Annotated in this window: 22 protein-coding genes and 1 riboswitch; of the genes, 5 read left to right on the top strand and 17 right to left on the bottom strand. The window is 63.1% G+C overall.

Translation table 11 applies throughout. The features are described from left to right. The first annotated feature begins 159 nt into the window (after window positions 1-159). Together lysA and KIG99_RS10995 are read left to right on the top strand one after the other, a co-directional pair. A complete protein-coding gene (gene lysA / locus KIG99_RS11000) occupies window positions 160-1419 on the top strand; it encodes a diaminopimelate decarboxylase (RefSeq protein WP_226460207.1) in 1260 nt (419 codons plus the stop codon). Between the two features lie 162 nt (window positions 1420-1581). Further along, on the top strand, window positions 1582-1953 hold the full coding sequence (locus tag KIG99_RS10995; RefSeq protein WP_226460206.1) for an RNA-binding S4 domain-containing protein: 372 nt from the start codon (window positions 1582-1584) through the stop codon (window positions 1951-1953). A gap of 39 nt (window positions 1954-1992) precedes the next feature. Here KIG99_RS10995 and KIG99_RS10990 read toward each other — a convergent pair whose 3' ends face one another. From KIG99_RS10990 to KIG99_RS10910, 17 genes are all read right to left on the bottom strand, one after another. Beyond that, window positions 1993-2880: an AEC family transporter gene (locus KIG99_RS10990; protein WP_226460205.1), complete on the bottom strand. Its 888-nt coding sequence runs from the start codon at window positions 2878-2880 to the stop codon at window positions 1993-1995. 96 nt (window positions 2881-2976) lie between these two features. Beyond that, window positions 2977-4317 carry an ATP-dependent protease ATPase subunit HslU gene (hslU, locus tag KIG99_RS10985; RefSeq protein WP_226460204.1) on the bottom strand — a complete coding sequence of 447 codons (1341 nt, stop codon included), beginning with the start codon at window positions 4315-4317 and terminating at the stop codon, window positions 2977-2979. Continuing rightward, complete coding sequence (gene hslV, locus KIG99_RS10980) at window positions 4314-4850, bottom strand: ATP-dependent protease subunit HslV (RefSeq protein WP_226460203.1); 537 nt, start codon at window positions 4848-4850, stop codon at window positions 4314-4316. Before hslV ends, hslU begins: the two co-directional genes overlap by 4 nt. Before the next feature lie 11 nt (window positions 4851-4861). Next, on the bottom strand, window positions 4862-6043 hold the full coding sequence (locus tag KIG99_RS10975) for an STAS domain-containing protein (RefSeq protein ID WP_226460202.1): 1182 nt from the start codon (window positions 6041-6043) through the stop codon (window positions 4862-4864). A gap of 138 nt (window positions 6044-6181) precedes the next feature. Continuing rightward, window positions 6182-6946: a metal ABC transporter permease gene (locus KIG99_RS10970; protein WP_226460201.1), complete on the bottom strand. Its 765-nt coding sequence runs from the start codon at window positions 6944-6946 to the stop codon at window positions 6182-6184. Further along, on the bottom strand, window positions 6936-7514 hold the full coding sequence (locus tag KIG99_RS10965) for an ATP-binding cassette domain-containing protein (protein ID WP_226460200.1): 579 nt from the start codon (window positions 7512-7514) through the stop codon (window positions 6936-6938). The genes KIG99_RS10970 and KIG99_RS10965 overlap by 11 nt, the downstream gene beginning before the upstream one ends. Next, window positions 7511-8407, bottom strand: a complete 897-nt coding sequence (locus tag KIG99_RS10960) for a metal ABC transporter substrate-binding protein (RefSeq protein ID WP_226460199.1) — start codon at window positions 8405-8407, stop codon at window positions 7511-7513. Before KIG99_RS10960 ends, KIG99_RS10965 begins: the two co-directional genes overlap by 4 nt. 9 nt (window positions 8408-8416) lie before the next feature. Next, window positions 8417-9772, bottom strand: a complete 1356-nt coding sequence (locus KIG99_RS10955; protein WP_226460198.1) for a TonB-dependent receptor — start codon at window positions 9770-9772, stop codon at window positions 8417-8419. A gap of 95 nt (window positions 9773-9867) precedes the next feature. Then, window positions 9868-10149, bottom strand: coding sequence for a hypothetical protein (locus tag KIG99_RS10950; RefSeq protein ID WP_226460197.1), 282 nt, complete (start codon window positions 10147-10149; stop codon window positions 9868-9870). Between the two features lie 9 nt (window positions 10150-10158). Continuing rightward, window positions 10159-11352 (bottom strand): class I SAM-dependent rRNA methyltransferase, encoded by a 1194-nt coding sequence (locus KIG99_RS10945; RefSeq protein WP_226460196.1) that lies wholly within the window; start codon window positions 11350-11352, stop codon window positions 10159-10161. Window positions 11353-11460: 108 nt separating this feature from the next. Next, window positions 11461-11613 carry a hypothetical protein gene (locus KIG99_RS10940; RefSeq protein WP_226441957.1) on the bottom strand — a complete coding sequence of 51 codons (153 nt, stop codon included), beginning with the start codon at window positions 11611-11613 and terminating at the stop codon, window positions 11461-11463. 135 nt (window positions 11614-11748) lie between these two features. Beyond that, the gene (xerC, locus tag KIG99_RS10935) at window positions 11749-12651 is read right to left on the bottom strand and encodes a tyrosine recombinase XerC (protein WP_226460195.1); all 903 of its coding nucleotides are present in this window, start codon (window positions 12649-12651) and stop codon (window positions 11749-11751) included. Further along, window positions 12648-13319 (bottom strand): DUF484 family protein, encoded by a 672-nt coding sequence (locus KIG99_RS10930; RefSeq protein WP_226441955.1) that lies wholly within the window; start codon window positions 13317-13319, stop codon window positions 12648-12650. The genes xerC and KIG99_RS10930 overlap by 4 nt, the downstream gene beginning before the upstream one ends. After that, window positions 13316-14146 carry a diaminopimelate epimerase gene (gene dapF, locus KIG99_RS10925; protein ID WP_226460194.1) on the bottom strand — a complete coding sequence of 277 codons (831 nt, stop codon included), beginning with the start codon at window positions 14144-14146 and terminating at the stop codon, window positions 13316-13318. The genes KIG99_RS10930 and dapF overlap by 4 nt, the downstream gene beginning before the upstream one ends. Before the next feature lie 59 nt (window positions 14147-14205). Further along, window positions 14206-14709: a GNAT family N-acetyltransferase gene (locus KIG99_RS10920; protein ID WP_226460193.1), complete on the bottom strand. Its 504-nt coding sequence runs from the start codon at window positions 14707-14709 to the stop codon at window positions 14206-14208. Beyond that, complete coding sequence (locus tag KIG99_RS10915; protein ID WP_264180411.1) at window positions 14706-15581, bottom strand: LpxL/LpxP family acyltransferase; 876 nt, start codon at window positions 15579-15581, stop codon at window positions 14706-14708. Before KIG99_RS10915 ends, KIG99_RS10920 begins: the two co-directional genes overlap by 4 nt. Beyond that, a complete protein-coding gene (locus KIG99_RS10910; RefSeq protein WP_226460192.1) occupies window positions 15581-16435 on the bottom strand; it encodes a lysophospholipid acyltransferase family protein in 855 nt (284 codons plus the stop codon). Before KIG99_RS10910 ends, KIG99_RS10915 begins: the two co-directional genes overlap by 1 nt. A 158-nt stretch (window positions 16436-16593) precedes the next feature. Between KIG99_RS10910 and metK the strand changes: the two genes are divergently transcribed. The 3 genes from metK (at window position 16594) to ahcY (ending at window position 20752) form a co-directional block, all read left to right on the top strand. Beyond that, on the top strand, window positions 16594-17757 hold the full coding sequence (metK, locus tag KIG99_RS10905) for a methionine adenosyltransferase (RefSeq protein WP_226460191.1): 1164 nt from the start codon (window positions 16594-16596) through the stop codon (window positions 17755-17757). A gap of 214 nt (window positions 17758-17971) precedes the next feature. Then, window positions 17972-19177, top strand: a complete 1206-nt coding sequence (locus KIG99_RS10900; RefSeq protein WP_226460190.1) for an HD-GYP domain-containing protein — start codon at window positions 17972-17974, stop codon at window positions 19175-19177. Between the two features lie 20 nt (window positions 19178-19197). Further along, window positions 19198-19259, top strand: a riboswitch (S-adenosyl-L-homocysteine riboswitch). Between the two features lie 80 nt (window positions 19260-19339). Further along, window positions 19340-20752, top strand: a complete 1413-nt coding sequence (gene ahcY / locus KIG99_RS10895; RefSeq protein WP_226460189.1) for an adenosylhomocysteinase — start codon at window positions 19340-19342, stop codon at window positions 20750-20752. The last annotated feature ends 1 nt before the right edge of the window (window position 20753 follow it).

The raw sequence follows: 20753 nt of genomic DNA, 5'->3' as shown, positions 1-20753 counted from the left end.
CTTGTGCCTCGCAGCCTGTGGCACGAAAGCCCCGCTCCGGATGCCGGACAGACCAACCCCGGAACCCTTGCTCGGCAACGCCAAACCCGCTGCCAGTCAGCCGGCAACGAATGCGCCGAATGTTAGCACGGCCACCAAAACCAACACCGCGAATCCCCAATGAGCTCCTTTAGCCTGAAGAACGGCGTCCTGCACGCCGAATCCGTCGCCCTGCCCGCCCTCGCCGAACAATTCGGCACGCCGGCCTATGTCTATTCGCGCGCCGCCCTCGAAGGCTCGCTGCGCGAATTCCTCGACGTCCTGACCGCTCACCCGGCCGGCGCTGGCGCGCTGGTCTGCTACGCCGTCAAGGCCAACTCCAACCTCGCCATCCTCAACCTGTTCGCCCGTCTCGGCGCCGGTTTCGACATCGTCTCCGGCGGCGAACTGCAGCGCGTGCTGGCCGCCGGCGCCGATCCGCAAAAGGTCGTGTTCTCCGGCGTCGGCAAGACGGCCGCTGAAATGAAGCTGGCGCTCGACGTCGGCATTTTCTGCTTCAACATCGAATCCGCCCCCGAACTGGAGCGCCTCAACGCGGTTGCCGGCCAGTGCGGCAAGAAGGCGCCGGTCAGCCTGCGCGTCAATCCGAATGTCGATCCGAAGACCCATCCCTACATCTCGACCGGTCTCAAGGAAGCCAAGTTCGGTGTTGCCTACGACGATGCGCTGGCCCTTTATCGCCGCGCCGCTGCGCTGCCGAACATCGAAGTCGCCGGCATCGACTGCCACATCGGCTCGCAACTGCTCGACCCAGCGCCCTTCGTCGAAGCACTTGACCGCGTTTTGGCCCTGATCGACCAGTTGACCGCCGAAGGCATCAACGTGCATCACCTCGACCTCGGCGGCGGCCTTGGCATCAAGTACAAGGACGACCAGGTCCAGCCGACCGTCGCTTCCTACCTGACGCCGCTGCTCGACAAGCTGGCCGGGCGCGGCCTCAAGGTCGTGCTCGAACCGGGCCGCCGCCTGGTCGGTAATGCCGGCCTGCTGCTGACCCGCGTCGAATTCCTGAAGCCGGGCGAAGGCAAGAACTTCGCGATCATCGATGCCGCCATGAACGACCTGATGCGCCCGGCGCTCTACGAAGCCTGGCACGACATCCTGCCGGTCGTGCCGCGTAGCGGTGCCACCCGCGACTACGACGTCGTCGGCCCGGTCTGCGAATCCGGCGACTTCCTCGGTCTGGCCCGGCCGCTCGCCATCGAAGCCGGCGACCTGCTCGCCGTGATGTCGGCCGGCGCCTACGGCATGGCGATGGCCTCGAACTACAACACGCGGCCGCGCGCCGTCGAACTGATGGTCGATGGCGAGACGGTGCACGTCATTCGCCAGCGCGAAACCGTCGAACAACTCTACGCCGGCGAGCAGGTTCTGCCGTAGTGATCTGTTTCGTCATTGGCGAAACGCAATGAAAGCGATGAATTTGTGGTCCTGGCTAGGCGCGAACCGCAGCGATAGCCATCGCTATCGCGAGGATGAGCAACAACCCCAGGGACGCAAAGGCAAGCTTCCATGTTTTGCCTGTTGCGAAGCAGACCACCGATGAACGGCATCCGCATCGACAAGTGGCTGTGGGCGGCGCGTTTTTTCAAGACGCGCAGCCTCGCCACCGATGCCGTCAGCGGCGGCAAGATCAAGCTGAACGGGGCGCCGACCAAGCCGGCGCGTGACGTCAAGATCGGTGACAAGCTCGACGTCTTCAATGGCGAGACGCGCTGGAGCGTCGTCGTACTGGCCCTTGCCGAAAAGCGCGGCCCGGCCGCCGAAGCTCGCCTGCTCTACGAAGAAACCGCCGAAAGCGTCGCCGCCCGCGAAGCCGAACAGGCCAGACGCAAGTTCGAACACGAACCCGCCACCGAAATCCACGGTCGCCCGACCAAGCGCGATCGCCGCCAGATGGATCGCTTGCGCTAGGCGTTTTTGCCTGTTCCGGACGGTCGACCGCTCAAAAACCTACAAAACCAGCGCCAGGGCGAGCGGCAGGAAAATCAGCGCTGCCATGTTGCCGACCAGAACGATAGAGGCGACCCGCTGCGGCTCCTGCTTGTAGCGCTCGGCAAACAGGAAGTTGAGCACGGCCGGCGGCAAGGCACCGAACACCAGCAGCATGGCCGCATCGCGTCCGTGCAGGCCGAGCAGGGCGATCACCCCGTAGGCCACCGCCATGCCGGCCAACGGCCGCAGCAGCGCGCTGCCCAGCGACAGCTTCCATTCGCCGAAAGTCACGTCGGTCATGCGCACCCCCAGCGAGAAGAGCAGCAGGGGCACCGAGACGTCGCCGAGCATCTTGATGGCGATCACCGCCGGCTGCCAGACCGGCACTTTGAGAAGCGCGACGGTCAACCCCGCAATGGCGGCAAAAACCACCGGAATGCGCCACAGGGTGAGCAAGCGCGTCGTCGGATCAAGCAGGCGCGCACCGAAGGAAAAATGCAGCGTGTTCTCGACCATGAACAGGATCACCGCCGCCGGCAGCGCGTTTTCGCCCCAGGCCAGCACCGCGAGCGGCAGGCCGATGTTGCCGGAATTGTTGAACAGCATCGGCGGCACCAGTGTCTTGGGCTGGATGCCGAACAGTTTGGCAATTGGCCAGGCGAGCAGGCCGCAGGTCGCCAGCACCAGGAAGCCGCCGAGGGCGAGCGGCGCGTAGGCGGCGAGATCGAAGGATTTGCCGGCCATCGCGGCAAAGACCAGGGCCGGCACGAAGACATCCATGTTCAGCCGGTTGGCGACGGCCATTTCCGGCTTGTGCTTGCGCGCGTAGAAAAAGCCGGCGGCAACGATCGCGAAAATCGGGAAAAGGATGGCCAGCAGGCGAAAACTCAGGCTTTGTTCGTCCACGCGGGCACCTTGAAAATTTGGAAATGAGGCGCCGATTATCGGCGCAGTTGGCGCGGCCGGGCGATCAGGGATGACCCTGAGCCCGGCCGCAGCCGCTTACAGCACGTAACGCGACAGATCCTCGTCGGCGGCGAGTTCGCCGAGACGTTCGTTAACCGCCGCCGCATCGATGACGATGCTTTGCGGCCCGGCCTTGCCGGCTTCGAAGGAGATTTCCTCGAGCAGCTTTTCCATGACCGTGTGCAGACGCCGCGCACCGATGTTCTCGGTCTTCTCGTTCACCTGGAAGGCGATCTCGGCCAGGCGGCGGATGCCGTCGTCGGCGAACTGCAACTGCACGCCCTCGGTTTCGAGCAGCGCCTGGTACTGCCGCGTCAGGCAGGCATCGGTCTGGGTCAGGATGCATTCGAAATCGGCCACCGACAGCGAATCCAGCTCGACGCGGATCGGGAAACGGCCCTGCAGTTCCGGAATCAGGTCGGACGGCTTCGACAGGTGAAAGGCACCGGAGGCGATGAACAGGATGTGATCGGTCTTGATCATGCCGTACTTGGTCGACACCGTGGTGCCCTCGACCAGCGGCAGCAGGTCGCGCTGCACGCCCTGGCGCGAGACGTCGGCGCCCTGTGCGTCGGAACGGCTGGCGATCTTGTCGAGTTCGTCGAGGAAGACGATGCCGTTCTGCTCGACGGCCTTGACCGCTTCCAGCTTGACGTCCTCGTCATTGACCAGCTTGCCGGCTTCCTCGTCGGTAAGCAGCTTCAAGGCTTCCTTGATTTTCAGCTTGCGCGACTTCTTGCGGCCCTGGCCCATGTTCTGGAACATGCCCTGGATCTGCTGCGTCAGGTCTTCCATGCCCGGCGGCGCGAAGATTTCGGCCTGCATGCTCGGCGCGGCGAGCTCGATGTCGATTTCCTTGTCGTCGAGTTCACCTTCGCGCAGCTTCTTGCGGAATTTCTGGCGGGTCGTGTTATCCGTAGCGGTCGACTCGCTGTTTTCGGCAAAAAAGCCCGGACTGCGCGCCGGCGGCAACAAGGCGTCGAGGATGCGATCCTCGGCGGCATCCTCGGCACGCGCCCGCATCAGCTTCATGGCGCGCTCGCGGTGCGACTTGATGGCCATCTCGACCAGATCGCGGATGATGGTCTCGACATCGCGCCCGACATAGCCGACTTCGGTGAACTTGGTCGCCTCAATCTTGATGAAGGGCGCGTTGGCGATGCGCGCCAGACGGCGGGCGATCTCGGTCTTGCCGACGCCGGTCGGGCCGATCATCAGGATGTTCTTGGGCGTGATTTCCTGGCGCAGCGGCTCGGCGACCTGCGAACGCCGCCAGCGGTTGCGCAGGGCAATGGCGACCGACTTCTTGGCGTTCTTCTGGCCGACGATGTGCTTGTCGAGTTCGGAAACGATTTCCTGCGGCGTCATAGTCGTCATTCGAGCGCCTCGATGGTGAAGTTGCGGTTGGTGTAGATACAGATGTCGCCGGCGATTTCCAGCGACTTGGTGACGATGTCGCGCGGCGACAAATCGGTATTTTCGAGCAGCGCCCGTGCCGCGCTCTGCGCGTAGGAGCCGCCCGAGCCGATGGCGACGATGCCATGCTCCGGCTCGAGCACATCGCCGTTGCCGGTGATGATCAGCGAAACATCCTTGTCGGCCACCGAAAGCATGGCTTCGAGGCGGCGCAGGGCGCGGTCGGAACGCCAGTCCTTGGCCAGCTCGACTGCCGAGCGCGTCAGGTTGCCCTGGTGCTTTTCCAGCTTGGCTTCGAAACGCTCGAACAGCGTGAAGGCATCGGCCGTGCCGCCGGCAAAACCGGCCAGGATGCGGCCCTGATAGAGGCGCCGGACCTTCTTGGCGGTCGCCTTGATGACGATATTGCCCAAGGTCACCTGGCCGTCGCCGCCCATGGCGACGACACTGCCCCGGCGCACCGACAGGATCGTCGTGCCGTGATATTGCTCCATGTTTTCCTACCTCAAGACTTGGGAACGATGATGCGCGCCTGCTTGTTGAGGCCGACCACGGCCATCAGCTCGGCGACCAGATGGTTCGGGCTACGCACGATGACTTCGCGCCCGGCCGCCTTGAACGGTGCCAGGCGGTTGACCAGTTGCCCGGCCGAGAAAAAATCCATGCGGCGCACGCCGGAGAAATCGAGAATCGGCGTCTCCTGCTCCTCAATGATCGGGATCAGGTCTTCGAAACGGCAGCTCTTCAGATCGCCCGCCAGATAATGCGCGTCATCACGCAAGGTCTGCGGGGCTGCAGCCTTGGCGGCCGCAGCCGCAGGCCGGACATCCCACGATGGCGGCGACAATTCGAAGGTCACCGCGTAGTCGACCGCCCGCTCTTCGAAGGCCTCCTGCGTGCCGTGCCGCTGCAACAGTTCGAGCAACAGCAACCAGGACGGTGCATGCACCGCCTCCCCCACCACCAGCCGGTCATTCAGCCGCCGCTGGAAGGCCTCGGGCTGGAGCAGCGTGATCGCCACACCATTTTTGCGGGCACTGGCCAGCAGAGCAGCCAAACGCCCGGCCACTTCGTCATCGCAGCCGATCAACTTGCCGCAATCGACCATCGCGGCCTGCTTGGCGGCGATCAGATTGGCCAGTTCGGTCAGCGGCGCGATGCATTCATCGGTCAACACGCCCTGCAGGGTAAAAAGCTTGGCGCCTTCCTGGGTCGTGGTTACTACCGGCTGCTCGAGACGCCACGCCGGCGGCGAGGTTTCACAGGCCTCGGCGAATTCGACGCCGAATTTGTCAAAGGCGGCGCGGTCGCCAACAACCTGCAGCAGATCGAACAGCAGTTGCCAGAAACGCTTGCCCTCGCTGCCCGGATAGGCGCGGATCAGGACTTCGAGGAGGGAACGGGCGGCCGCATCCTGGCCGTTGGCGAAGAGAACGACGGCCTGCTCGAGATCGGCCTGCAAGGGATCGAGATCGTGATCGACGTCGATCGCCATGACACTGGACTCGGTGAAGTCACGATCGAACTCTTCCATCGTGAAATCCAGATCCGCATCGACGGCCAGCGGCTTGGCTGGCTTTTCCGGCGCGGCTGCGGCTGGCGCGGCTTTTGGCCTGGCTACGGCAGCAGGCAATTCGCTGACCGAGAACTCCAGATCCTCCAGTGGTGGCAGTGCGATGTCAGGCAAGGCCTCCCTTGGCAACTCCACCGGCGCCTTGGGACGAGCCGCCGGCCGTTCCGGCATTTTTTGGGGTTGCTTCTTGAAAAAGGAAAAGACCATAACTGCTCCGCACACAGAACCAGTGTTTTAGCACGCCGCCGAATGTCATGCAATCACCAGGCCGACAGTGATCAAGACGAGAGCCAGCATTGGTCCGAATGGCTGGTCCAGCACCAGCGCACCGAGGAAAGCGGCAACATAGGCCAGCACGCCGATCAGCACGGCCAGCAGCAAGCCCCGCCGCCAGTTGGCAGCACGCCGGAAGGCGAGCCAGGGCGGGATGAAAACCAGGGCGAAGGCGCCCATCACACCGAGGCTCATCGTCGCCAAAGCCAGCGCCAGCGCGGCCAGGACATCGAATCCGGTCTGGATCGGCCAGGTGCGCAAGCCACGTACCCGGAAGAAATCGGGGTAAAGATGGGCGAGCAACAGGTGCTGCGACAAGAGACGCAACACCAGCAAGGCGAGAACAGAAAATACGCCGACCAGCCACAGTTGCTGACTGTCGGCAAAGTAGAGCTGACCGTCAAACAAGGCATGCCCGAGGCGTTCCGCGCTCGGCTGGTTGGCGGCAACCAGTACCGCGACGGCCCAGCCCGCCAGCAGCAGGAGCGCATAACTCGCCCCGCCGGCCAGACGGCGGGCAAAAAAACGCTTGCCTGCACCGACCGCCGCAGCCGCCCCCAAGCCCCCCAGGGCCGGAGGCAAAGCGGCGACCAGGGCGAGCAAGGTACCGGCTGCCGCGACATGCGAATAGGCGAGAGCCGCCAGCCATTCGTCACGCAGGCGCAGGTAGCAACCGAGCAAGGGCAAGAGCACGGCCAGGACAAGCCCGGTCAGGAAGGGAATCAGGAAAAGCTCACTCCACATCGCAGGCTCCCAGAACAACGACGCGATCGCAGACGTCGGCAACGAAGGCTGCATCGTGGCTGACGACAACGATGCCGGCGCCGGTTTTTGCCCGCTGGCGCAGGTTGACCGTCAGGTGCGCGACACCGGCCGCATCAAGGTTGTTGGTCGGTTCGTCGAGCAGCACCAGGTCGGCCGGCGCCTGCAGGATGGCCCACAAGGCAAGATAGTGGCGCTGGCCGCCGGACAGGCGGTCGAGACGCTGATCCAGACGCCCGGCCAGCCAGGGTGGCAGGCCTTCCGGCGTGGCGCCGGTCAGGGCGAGCAGTTCGCGCGCCGAAACCGGCAGGCCGAGCAAGGGCGGCACGTCCTGCGTCTGCAAGGCGAGACGCAAGCCGGGCGCCAGTTCGAGACGACCGGCAAAACGCGTCGCACGACCGGCAAAAACGGCGAGCGCCGTGCTCTTGCCGACCCCGTTCGGTCCGGTCAGGCCGACCACTTCGCCAGCCCCGACCGCGAAATCAAAGGGCCTGGTGGCCGGCTGCTCCCAGCCGGCCACCAGGCCTTCCGCGTCAAGCAGCGGATTCAACGTGCCGCTTTCAGCAGACGTTGCAGCGTATCGTCGAACAAGCCGAACAAGTCCTTCGCCTCCAGCGTGCCACCCACGGTATACGGCAACAACACGGCTGGAATGCCTGCCTTGCCGGCAATCCACTGGCTCGGCCCGTCCTGCTGGTAGGCCGCACGCAGCACCATCTTCGCCGGCGTTGCCTGCTGCCGGGCGAGCAGGCTGGTCAGATGACCACTGCTCGGCTCGATCCCCGGTTTTGGCTCAAGGGCACCGAGTTCGCGCATACCCAGCCAGCTTTCCAGATAGACGAATGAGCGGTGATGCACCAGCACGCCGATGCCGCGCAAGGGTGCCGCCTCCTTCTCCCAGCGCGCCATGGCGACTTGCCACTTGCCGGCAAAAGTCTTGAAACCGCTCCGGTAGGTCGCGGCCTGAGCCGGATCGAGCTCGGCCATGCGCGCCGTCAGCGCTTCGCCGACCTTGAGCACGTTGCGCGGATCGAGATGGACGTGCGGATTGCCGGCGGCGTGCACGTCACCATGTGCCCGGTCAAGGACAGTCGGCACCTCCAGGCGGTTGACCCAGGCCGAGGCCTCGAAATAGCCGGGCTGCGCCGGCTGGATCGCGGCATTGCCGGAATCGCGCAGAACCAGCGGCAGCCAGCCGATTTCGAGATCGGCGCCGGCGGCAACGACCAGGTTGGCCTGACGCGCCTGCGCCAGCAGGGAGGGCTTGGCCTCGATCCGGTGCGGATCCTGGAAGGCGGTGGTTGCGGCATAAACCTGTACCTTGTCGCCACCGATCTCGCGCGCCAGCGCTGCCCATTCCGGCACCGTGGCAAAAACCTTGAGATCAGCCTGCGCCGGCAGTGCAGCCAGGGTCAAAAGCAGGGTTGCAAACAGCTTGTTCATCGTCGGCTCCTAGAATTTGTGAGCGCCGTGGGCGCCGAGACTCATGATGTACTGCAGGGTCCACTGCTTGTCGGTGATCCCCGCCATCGACTTGTCCTGGGCGTACTGCAGGCGGACGCGCGAAAACTCGCTCCAGCTGTAATCGACCATCGCCGTGGTTTTCTTCGGTTTATAGGCGTCGACCGCCAGGTTAGCCGTATTCAGACCGAAATCGCGCGTACCGCTGTCGAGCTGTTCGTAGCGCAGACCGGCCCGCCATTCCGGGGTGAATTGGTAAACGCCCTGCGTGTACCAGCCGGACTGACGCGTGCGGTAAGCGCTTTCAACGGCGACATTGCACAAGCTGGCGGCATCAGCCGAGCTGCAATTCAGCGCACCCTTCTCCTGGCGCGCGAAATACTCGCCCTGGAACTTGAAGTTCTGGTACTTCGGATTACCGTTCGGCGCCCATTTCCAGACGAAATCGGCGAGCCAGGTCGTCGAGTCGCCGGTGAAGGCACCCTGCGCCGTCACGCCCGCCAAATCGGTGAAGTCGGCACTGCGCTCGCCGGCCTTGGTCTTCAGCCAGGACAGGCCGACCCGCCAGCTGTTTTCGACCCCGAGATCATCGCCGACGTGCACGTACAGCGCCGAACCGCCGGCACCGTTACGATTGCGGTCGGTGCCCGGGAAATTGGCACCACGCCCGACTTCGGCGCCGAATTCGACGAAGAGTGGCGTCGGTGCCAGCCATTTGAGCTGCACACCGTCCTGGGCGTAGCTGTCACCGAACATCGCCTGATACATCAGCGGTGCATCGGCAAAATCGCGGGCATGCGGATGCTGCTCGTTGATGTAGCCAATGCCCGAGCGGAAGCGCCCGGCCTTGAGGCCGACGCCGTGGCCGATCGCCAAGGACTGGAACCAGGCTTCCTCGATCTCGGCCTGCCCGTCGGCCATCGCGACAATCGCCTGGCCGCGCCAATAGGGATCGATATTGGCGGCGAGTACCAGTTCAGTTTCGTCGGCCGAAAAACCGCGCCCGTTGGCGCCCTCGACACCGGCAGGGAAGAAACCGGTGATGCCGCGATTCGGAATGTCCTTCATCTGGCGCAGCTTGCCCTGCAGGATCAGCGATACCTCGGGATTGAAGGCACTGGCCGAGGACTGGGCCGCCGGCGCGACGGCGACGGGCGCAGCGGCGCTCTGGGCCGTCCTGCTTTCCGCTTCGGCAAGTTTGTTTTCGAGCGCGGCAATGCGCTGCTCGTAGCTCTGTTTCATTTCGGCGATCTGGGCGCGAATGGCGGCCAGATCGGCATCACTGCCAGCCGCCTGCGCCGCGCACGACGCGGCAAGCAAGGCAGCCATGGCAAAAGACTTCTGCATGGGTTTCTCCTGAAAATGCACGGTTGCGACCGGCGACGGCGCTTGTCGATATAGACAGGCGCGTCAGACGGTCGACGCTTCAAAAATGGCAGTTTTCAGGCAGCAGGAGGATCGCGCTGGCGGGCCAGCGGCGGTGGAAAAGCGGTGCGCGCGTGCGTTTGCAGCGCTTCGGGGACGAGACAGGCAGCCACCAGCGGCGGCAGAACCGCCAGCGACGGCAGCGCCGAACCGAGGTCGTGCGCCGCCAGGCAGAGTTCGCAGGCATGCGCCGGCAGCGCCCCCTCCTTGCCCGCGGCATGCTCGACGGCATGCGCCCCCGCCGCCAGTTGGGCGAAGCAGAGGACGACAACGAGAAGGAGATGGCGCAGCGAATTCACGTGGGCAGTTTAATCGACCTGGACGAGCAGACCTTTGAGATATTCGCCTTCCGGAAAGTTCAACGCGACCGGGTGATCAGCCGCACCGGCCAGACGGCGCACGATGCGCGCCTCGCGTCCGGCGTCGTGAGCGGCGCCGGCAACGATCTTCTGGAACAGTTCAAGCCCGATACCGCCCGAACAGGAATAGGTCATCAGCAAGCCGCCCGGCTTCAACAGCTTGAAACCGAAGACATTGATGTCCTTGTAGGCCTTGGCGGCGCGCTCGGCATGCGAAGCAGAGGGCGCGAACTTGGGCGGATCGAGCACGATCAGGTCGAACTGACGGCCTTCCTTCCTGAAATCGCGCAGCGCCTGGAAGACGTCCGCCTCCTGCCACTGGGCGCGTTCGGCCGGCAATTGCGGATTGAGCGCCAGATTAGCCTTACCCTGCGCCAGGGCCGGGCCGGAGGAGTCGATCGACAGCACGCTGGCGGCACCGCCAGCCAGCGCCTGCAGCGAGAAGCCGGCGGTGTAGCAGAAACAGTTCAGGACGTCCTTGCCGGCAGCGAGCTGGCCGAGCAGCGCACGGTTGTCGCGCTGGTCGAGATAGAACCCGGTTTTGTGCCCGCCGACGACGTCGACCGCCAGGCGTACGCCATTCTCGTCGATGGACAGCGGTGTCGCCGGCGCTTCGCCATACAGCCAGCCGGTGGTCGGCTCGAGGCCTTCCATGCCGCGCACGTCGGAATCGGAGCGCTCATAGACGCGGGCGCAGCCGGTCGCCTTGACCAGGCCGGCAACGATGGCGTTGCGCCACTTGTCGGCACCGGCCGAGGTGAGCTGGACGACGATGGTGTCGCCGTACTGGTCGGCGATGACGCCGGGCAGGCCATCCGATTCGGCGTGGATCAGGCGCAGGCCCTGCTGACCGCGCAACTCGGGCAGGGCGCGACGGCGTTCGACGGCGGCCGCGACACGGCGCTTGAAGAAGGCGTCGTCGATCGACTCTTCGGCATCGAAAGTCCAGAAGCGGGCGCGAATCTGCGATTTCGGGCTGTAGGCGGCGCGCCCGAGCGGGCGCAGGTTGTCGGCCAGCACCTCGACCGTATCGCCCGGCCGGGCACGCCCTTCGAGGCGACCGACCGAGCCGGCGAACACCCAGGGATGATGCTGCTTGAACGCCGAACGTTCCTTGCCCGGCATCAGGATCAGTTGAGCCATAAGATTTTTCCGCCTTGTCGCGCCACGAAGCCGGCAAAAAGCGGCTTCACAATGAAAGAAGCCCCGGCTGCCTTGCGGCAACCGGGGCTCGAAATACGGTACAGCAGCTTAAGCGCCCAGTGCCTTGCGGTTACGAGCGTGGCATTCGGCAGCGTAGATGACCTTGAATGCGGTCTTGCCGTCGCCCTTGAACAGACGCTTGGCAGACTTGGAAATGCTGCGGCGCTCGAGGGAAGAGCGGCGGGTGCGATTGATAGCCATGACTAACTCCTTGATTCCGGCGAATTTTCAAAACCGTGAATCATAGAGGTAGACAGCCCGCAGGTCAATTGAAGCCGGATTTTCCTGCTTTTTTAACGGTCGACCGTCTGCCACAGGCGATTTTGCCAGCCCAGATCAGGGCTTGCGCTTGGCCCGCGGATGCGCCGCATCATAGGTCCGCGCCAGATGCTGGAAGTCGAGATGCGTATAAACCTGCGTCGACGCGATGCTGGCGTGGCCGAGCATTTCCTGCACCGCGCGCAGGTCGCCGGAGGACTGCAGCACATGCGAGGCGAAGGAATGGCGCAGCATATGCGGATGCACGTGGCGCGGCAAACCGAGCTGCACGGCACGCTTGGCGAGACGGTCCTCGATCACGCGATGACTGATCCGCCGGCCGCGCTGGCCGACAAACAAGGCCACCTCGTCGGCACCGGCCAGTTGGTCGCGCACCTCGGCCCAGGCCGCCAGCGCCCGCTGCGCCATGCGCCCGACCGGCACGATGCGCGCCTTGCTGCGCTTGCCGAGCACCCTGACCTCGCCTTCGTGCAGGATGGAATCGAGCGCATCGCGGTCGAGCGCGGCCAGCTCGGCGAGACGCAGACCGGAGGAGTAGAACAGTTCGAACATCGCCGTATCGCGCGCCGCCAGCAGCGAATCGTCGTCGGCAACGGGTTCGAGCAGGCGATTGACCTCATCGACCGACAAGGCCTTGGGCAACAGTTTGGGTGATTTCGGGGAACGCACGCCCTCGCACGGATTGGCAGGCACTGCGCCACGCCTGCCGAGCCAGGCGAAAAAGCCGCGCCAGGCCGACAGGGTACGGGCCAGCGAGCGACCGCCCAGGCCTTGCGCGTGCATTTGGCCAATGAAGCGGCGAATCTGCTGGCCGTGCAATTCGGCCAGCGGCGTTGCGCCCGCCGCGCTCAGCAATTTGTCGAGGTCGCGCCGGTAATTGCTGATCGTGTGCGGCGACAGCCGGCGCTGCTCGGCCAGTTCGGCCAGCCAGGCAGCAACGGCGTCAGCCGCCTGACTCACAGAACGCTCTTGGTCACCCGGGCCAGCGCAGCAGAAACCATCTCGCCCAGACGTTCGAGATAGAGCGTGCCCATGTCGGCGTAGAAGCGCTGCGCCTCCTCGCTGCCCAGCGCGATCATGCCGATCGTGCCGCCACCGTTGCGCAGCGCGATCAGCGCCTGCGAACGGATGTGGTTGGCGTGCTCGCCGAACCACGAGGCCGTGCCGAAACCGGCCGTCGAGCCGCAATACGGCCGCCCCAGCGTTTCGGCAAAAACCTGCAACTCCTCGCTGACTGCCGCGAATTCCGGCAGATCATCGATATCGGCCGGCTTGTTCCACAGACGCAGCGCGACATGCGGTACCGAGAAATCGTCACGCAGGTGGAAGTTGAGCAGATGGATGACCGCCTGGAAGGTTTCCGCGGCGACCAGGCCGACCGCAAGACGATGCACCTTTTCGCTGATCGCGTCGTTTTCCTCGCCGAAGGCGATCAGCTCGGCGAGCTTGCTTTCCGACTGGCGATTCTTCTCGCGCAGCGTCAGCATCTGCCGTTCGGCCAGCGAAATCGCCCGCCCGCCATGCGGATGCGGCACGAAAATCTGCGCCACCAGATCGGCGTACTGCTCGAAGAAACCGGGATTGTTCTTCAGGTAATCGGCAACTTCTTCCGGGAACAGCGCGCTCATAATTCGATTTCTCCAGTGAATACAGTCATCGCCGGGCCGGTCATCAGGACCGGACGGCCGGGGCCGCCCCAGGCGATATTGAGGTCGCCGCCACGCGTCGTGACACGCACCGGCGAGTCGAGCAGGCCACGGCGGATACCGGTGACCACGGCGGCGCAAGCGCCGGTGCCGCAGGCCAGCGTTTCGCCGGAACCGCGCTCGAACACGCGCAGCTTGATCGCATGCCGGTCAACAACCTGCATGAAGCCGGCATTGACGCGTTGCGGGAATTGTTCGTGATTTTCGATTAACGGACCATGTTGACCGACCGGCGCCGTGTCGACGCTATCGACGACCTGCACGGCATGCGGATTGCCCATCGAGACGACGCTGATTTCCAGCGTTTCGTCGGCCACATCAAGGTTGTAGATGACCACATCCTCGTCGTGCAGGAAGGGAATCTCGGCCGGCAGGAAGCGCGGCTCGCCCATGTCCACGGTGACGCTGCCGTTCGCCTCGAGGCGCGGCGTAATGATGCCGCGCTTGGTCTCGACCTTGATCTCGCGCTTGTCGGTCAAGCCCTGCTCATGCACGAAACGCACGAAGCAGCGCGCGCCGTTGCCGCATTGCTCGACTTCGCTGCCGTCAGCATTGAAGATGCGGTAACGGAAATCGACACCGGCCTGGCTAGTCTCTTCGACAAGCAGGATCTGGTCGCAACCGACACCGAAATTGCGGTCGGCCAGGTAGCGTAGTTGTTCCGGCGTCAGGGAAACCGCCTGGCGGACACCGTCAAGGACAACGAAATCGTTGCCCAAACCATGCATTTTCGAGAATTTGAGCTTCACAAGCTGCTCCGTTGATTAATTAAAAAAGAATAACAGAGGCAGCAAGTTACCTCAAATTCCTAAAGTTTTTTCTCCATGATGAAATCGTCCATCACGAAGCCGCGGCCAATGTCGTCAACGATCGTCTCGCGCACGACGAAGCCGTATTTCTTGTATGAACCGATCGCCTTCTCGTTGCGCTTGTTGACCGCGAGAACGACGCAGGGGTAACCCTTTTTCCTGGCCCGCTGCGCGACGTGCTCAATGAGCTGACCGCCGACGCCCTTGCGCTGCACGTCCGGGTGAATGTAGAGCTTGTCGAGCTTGAACTCGCCCTTGTAGATCTCGCTGAAGGCGAAGCCGACCCGGCGGCCGTCCTGAAAGGCCTGGTCGAGCCACTTGTCGGCATCCTCGAGATCGTCGTACAGGCGCTCATGGCCATAACGCTGCTCAAGCATGAAGTCGATCTGGTCCTGGGTGATGATGCCCGGGTAGGTGGCTTGCCAGATTTCACGCGCCAACGACGAGATGGCCGGCACGTCGGGTGGCGTGACGGGACGAATTTCGATGTTCAGGCTGTTCATTTGTAAAACCTCTGTTCTCCGGGCGGCCGGGTCTTGAAGCGTTTATGCACCCAGAAATACTGCTCCGGCATGCGCAGTACCTGGCTTTCGACAAAGCGATTGACGTACAGCGTATCGGCCTCGACGCTTTCGCACGGGAAATCGGTCCACGGCGGACTGATCTCGACTTCGTAACCATCCGCGACCTGGCGGGTGATTGCAGTTACCACGCGGGCGCCGGTCAGGCGGGCCAGACGCGAGACGCCGGTGATGGTTGCTGCCGGAACACCGAAAAATGGCACGAAAATCGATTCCTTGGGGCCGTAGTCCATGTCGGTGAAATAATACAGCGGATAGCCCGCCTTGATCGCCTTGATGATCTTGCGCATGCCATCCTGGCGCGACAGCTGGATGCCTTCCTTGAAGCGCTTGCGGCCGTTCTGCATGACCCGCTCGAACACCTTGTTCTTTTGTTGCGAGTAGATGTTGCAGCCCTCGACATCCATGGTGATGCGCGTAGCCCCCGCATCGAGCCCGACGAAGTGGGCGGAAAGCAGGATGGTCGGGGTGCCGTAGGAATCGGTGAGATGCTCCAGACCATGCACACGGATGATGCGCTTCAGCCGCTCCGGCGATGCCCACCAGCCCAGCGTGCGATCAAGCACGGATTGGGCAAGAGCGATGAAATGGCGACGGGCGATGTCTTCGCGCTCGACTTCCGTCTTTTCCGGGAAACACAGGCGCAGGTTGATCAGTGCGACATTGCGCCGTTCATGTCCGAAAGCATAGAGCAGTTTGCCCAGCCCGCGGCCGAGCAGACGCAGGACAGGCAAGGGCAACCAGTGCAGCAGCCACAAAAAACCCACGAAAAGATAGGTCAGAATTTCCTTCATTACGGATTCCCTGCTTCTGCCGGCGGCGCATCGGCACCGGCCGGCCGCTTGTAACGGTTATAACCCCAGAGGTATTGCTCCGGGCACTGACGAACCAGATGTTCGACCTCGAAATTGATCTGTTGCGCGCGGTTGACCGTATCACCAGTGAGCCCGGTCTGCGGCGGCGCAAAATGAATGCGATAGCCACGTCCATCCGGCAGCCGCTCCCCCCAGGTCATCAGCGTCGTCGCCCCGGTTTCGGTCAGGCGGGCCGCCAGCGTCATCGTGTAGGCCGGGCGACCGAAGAAATCGAGCCAGACACCTTCGCCGGTCTTCGGCGCCTGGTCGGGCAGCAGCCCGATCGCCTGACCGCGCTTCAGCGCCTTGATCAACGAACGAACGCCGGACAGGTCGGCCGGCGCCAGGTGCAGTTGTTCGCGCTGACGGCCGGTTTCGATCAGGTACTGGAAACTGGCATTTTTAGGCGGACGATAGAGCACAGTGATCGGGAAGTGCGACGACAAATACTGGGCGGTAATTTCGAAACAACCGAGATGCGGCGTCAGAAACACGATGCCTTTGCCGCTCGCCGTGGCCGCCTCGACGTGCTCCCAGCCGACCACCTCGACCACCTGCTCGCAAGCCTGATCCAGCGTCCGCATCCAGATGCGCGACAGCTCCAGCATCTGCTTGCCGGACTCGGCGGCCGCCGGCAGGCGCACAGCCGGATCAATGCCGGCCTGGGCGAGGTTTTCGCGCAAGTGCCGACGATAGGTCGGCGACAGCCAGTAGGCCAGGCGCCCAAGGGCCCCACCCAGCACATGCACCAGCCACAACGGCAGCCAGCCGAGAAAACGGAAGAAAGAAACCATGCTGCTCCGGGGGTTGAAACCTGCCGAGAAAAGTTTAGTATTATCCGTTCGCCGAGTTAAAGAGACAACTTGCGGGGCGACTAATAAATACCGCTAAAGCGTCGCCAGCTCGTGGTCCGAAGCCGGTAGCGCCGGACCCAGGACCATTGGAGCATGCCATGAGCGAATATTTCTTCACCTCGGAGTCCGTTTCCGAAGGCCATCCGGACAAGGTTTCCGACCAGATTTCCGATGCCATCCTCGATGCCATCCTGGCCCAGGACAAGCATTCCCGCGTTGCCGCCGAAACCCTGTGCAACACCGGCCTGGTTGTTCTGGCCGGTGAAATCACCACCAACGCCAACGTCGATTACATCCAGGTGGCCCGCGACACCATCAAGCGCATCGGCTACGACAATACCGAATACGGTATCGACTACAAGGGTTGCGCCGTGCTCGTCGCCTACGACAAGCAGAGCCCGGACATCGCCCAGGGCGTGGACAAGGCCTACGACGACAACCTCAATCAGGGCGCCGGTGACCAGGGCCTGATGTTCGGCTACGCCTGTGACGAAACCCCGTCGCTGATGCCGCTGCCGATCTACCTGTCGCACCGCCTCGTCGAACGCCAGGCCATGCTGCGCAAGGATGGCCGCCTGCCGTGGGCGCGTCCGGATGCCAAGTCGCAAGTCACCATCAAGTACGTCGATGGCAAGCCCTACTGCATCGACACGGTCGTGCTGTCCACCCAGCACTCGCCCGACATCAGCCTGGAAGACCTGCGCGAATCGACCATCGAACAGATCATCAAGCCGGTGTTGCCGAAGGAACTGATCAAGGGCGACATCAAGTTCCTGGTCAACCCGACCGGCCGCTTCGTTGTCGGCGGCCCGCAAGGCGACTGCGGCCTGACCGGCCGCAAGATCATCGTCGACACCTACGGCGGTGCCGCACCGCATGGCGGCGGCGCCTTCTCCGGCAAGGACCCGTCCAAGGTCGACCGTTCCGCCGCCTACGCCACCCGCTACGTCGCCAAGAACATCGTCGCCGCCGGCCTCGCCTCGCGCTGCCTGGTGCAGGTTTCCTACGCCATCGGCGTTGCCGAACCGACCTCGATCATGGTCGAAACCTACGGCACCGGCAAAGTCAGCAACGAAACCCTGACCGCACTGATCCGCAAGCACTTCGATCTGCGCCCGAAGGGCATCGTCAACATGCTCGACCTGCTCCGCCCGATCTATCAGAAAACCGCCGCCTACGGCCACTTCGGCCGCGACGAACCGGAATTCACCTGGGAAGCGACGGATCGCGCGGCGGTGCTGCGCAACGACGCGGGGCTGTAAGCGTTAGCTTGCAGCCTTGGCGAAGCCACGATCCTTCGCTGGGTTAAGGCCCGACGGGCCGGCCGAAGCCAACTCGACGGATCGCGCGGCGGTGCTGCGCAACGACGCAGGGCTGTAAGCACTACGCATCAGGTCTGCACGGACTTGAGCTGACATTCTCGGCGCATACGAATAAGGGAGCTACGGTTCCCTTATTTCGTTAAAATTGGCAAATATGCTCAAGAAAATCTCCGTTGAACATGTTCGTCTCGGCATGCACCTGCAGGCATTCTGCGGCGCCTGGCTGGACCATCCGTTCTGGCGGACCAAATTCGTTCTGACCGATCCGAAGGACATCGTCCTGATCCAGGAAAGCCAGATCAGGGAAATCTGGATCGACCTGACGAAAGGCCTGGACATCGAGCCGGGCGAAGAAAGTGGCAATCAGGAGGCGTCGACCGCCGAGGAAATCCCTGCCCCCCCACCGGAAAGCATCGCCAAAACCTCCTTCAACGATGAAGTAAAACGCGCTGCCAAAATCTGCGCGCGCGGCAAGGAGGCGGTTGTTTCGATGTTCCAGGAAGCGCGCATGGGCAAAGCCATCGAGGCCGAAGCCGCGGCGCCGCTGGTCGAGGAAATTTCCAACTCGGTGATGCGCAATCCCGGCGCCCTGATCAGTCTGGCCCGATTGAAAACCTCGGACGACTACACCTTCATGCATTCGGTCGCCGTCTGCGCCCTGATGATTGCGCTCTCCCGCCAGCTTGGCCTGAGTGAAGAACAGACACGCGATGCCGGCATGGCCGGCCTGCTGCACGATCTCGGCAAGGCACTGATGCCGCACGCGATACTGAGCAAGCCAGGCAAGCTGACCGATGCCGAATTTGCCGTCATCAAGACCCATCCGGAAGAAGGCCACAAACTCCTATTAACGGGGCAGGGCATCAGCGACATGGTCAAGGATGTCTGCCTGCATCACCACGAAAAGGTCGATGGCAGCGGCTACCCGAAAGGACTGAACGGAGAGAGCATCAGCCTGTTCGCCAAGATGGGCGCCGTCTGCGACGTCTACGATGCGATCACCTCGAACCGCCCGTACAAGGCCGGCTGGGACCCGGCCGAATCGATCAAGCGCATGGCCGAATGGAAGGGCCATTTCGACCCGCAGGTCTTCCAGGCCTTCGTCAAGAGCCTGGGCATCTACCCGATCGGTTCGCTGGTTCGCCTCGAATCCGGCAAACTCGGCGTTGTTACCGAGCAAGGCGAACAATCGCTGCTCAAGCCCAAGGTCAAGGTCTTCTTTTCGACCAGAGCGCAGGCCTACATCAAACCCGAAACGATTGATCTGGCGCGCAGCGCCGAGAAAATCGCCGGCCGCGAGGATGCCGAAAAATGGGGAATCAAGGATGTCGACCGCTACTGGGCTGCCGAAACGGCCTGAAAGCGGTTTATAATCCGCCACCTACCGAGGGGCGCTGCAGGAGATCTCTCCCAGGCTCGGTTTAAAACGGCGCTCACTGATCAACCCTGCCGGGCGCAGGGGGCCGCCGGTGAGCACGATGCCGTCATTCCCCTCCCCGTCACAGTTATTTAGGAGCTTACTGTGGCTGAATTCAAAGACTACGTCATCGCTGACATCAACCTTGCCGACTGGGGTCGCAAGGAAATCCTCATTGCCGAAGGCGAAATGCCCGGCCTGATGGCCATTCGCGAAGAATTCGCGAAGACCCAGCCGCTCAAGGGCGCGCGCATCACCGGTTCGCTGCACATGACCATCCAGACCGCCGTGCTGATCGAGACGCTGACCGCGCTCGGCGCCGAAGTGCGCTGGGCCTCGTGCAACATCTTCTCGACGCAGGACCACGCTGCTGCCGCCATCGCCGCGCAGAACATCCCGGTCTTCGCCGTCAAGGGCGAAACCCTGGTCGATTACTGGGATTACACCCACCGCATTTTCGAGTGGACCGACGGCGGCTATTCCAACATGATCCTCGACGACGGCGGCGATGCCACCCTGCTGCTGCATCTAGGCGCCCGTGCCGAGCAGGACATCTCCCTGCTCGCCAAGCCGGGCTCGGAAGAAGAAACCATCCTCTTCGCTGCGATCAAGGCCAAGCTGGCCGTCGATCCGACCTGGTACTCGGTGCGTCTGGCCCAGATCAAGGGCGTCACCGAGGAAACCACCACCGGCGTGCATCGCCTGTACCAGATGCATGCGCGCGGCGAACTCAAGTTCCCGGGCATCAACGTCAATGACTCGGTGACCAAGTCCAAGTTCGACAACCTCTATGGCTGCCGCGAATCGCTGGTCGACGGCATCAAGCGCGCCACCGACGTGATGATCGCCGGCAAGGTTGCCCTCATCATCGGTTACGGCGACGTCGGCAAGGGCTGTGCCCAGGCCATGCGCGCCCTGTCGGCCCAGGTCTGGGTCACCGAAATCGATCCGATCTGTGCCCTGCAGGCCGCGATGGAAGGCTACCGCGTCGTCACCACGGAATTTGCCGCCGACAAGGCCGACATCTTTGTTACCACGACCGGCAACTTCCACGTCATCACGCATGACCACATGGCCGCGATGAAGAACAACGCCATCGTCTGCAACATCGGCCACTTCGACAACGAAATCGACGTCGCCTCAATCGAGAAGTACCAGTGGGAAGAGATCAAGCCGCAAGTCGATCACGTGATCTTCCCGGACGGCAAGCGCATCATCCTGCTCGCCAAGGGCCGCCTGGTTAACCTCGGTTGCGGTACGGGCCATCCGTCCTACGTCATGTCGTCTTCGTTCGCGAATCAGACCATCGCCCAGATCGAACTGTGGAGCGAAGCCGTCAAGGGCTCCAACAAGTACCCGGTCGGCGTTTACACGCTGCCCAAGCACCTGGACGAAAAGGTCGCCCGTCTGCAACTGAAGACGCTGAACGCTCAATTGTCCGAGCTGACCGACGAACAGGCCGCCTACATCAGCGTGCCGAAGGAAGGCCCGTACAAGGCCGACCACTACCGCTACTAAG

The organism is Quatrionicoccus australiensis, assembly GCF_020510425.1.
In the GTDB taxonomy this organism is placed as follows: domain Bacteria; phylum Pseudomonadota; class Gammaproteobacteria; order Burkholderiales; family Rhodocyclaceae; genus Azonexus; species Azonexus australiensis_A.
Note: the sequence above shows the minus strand (reverse complement) of the source record. Positions and strands in the feature narration are given on the sequence as shown.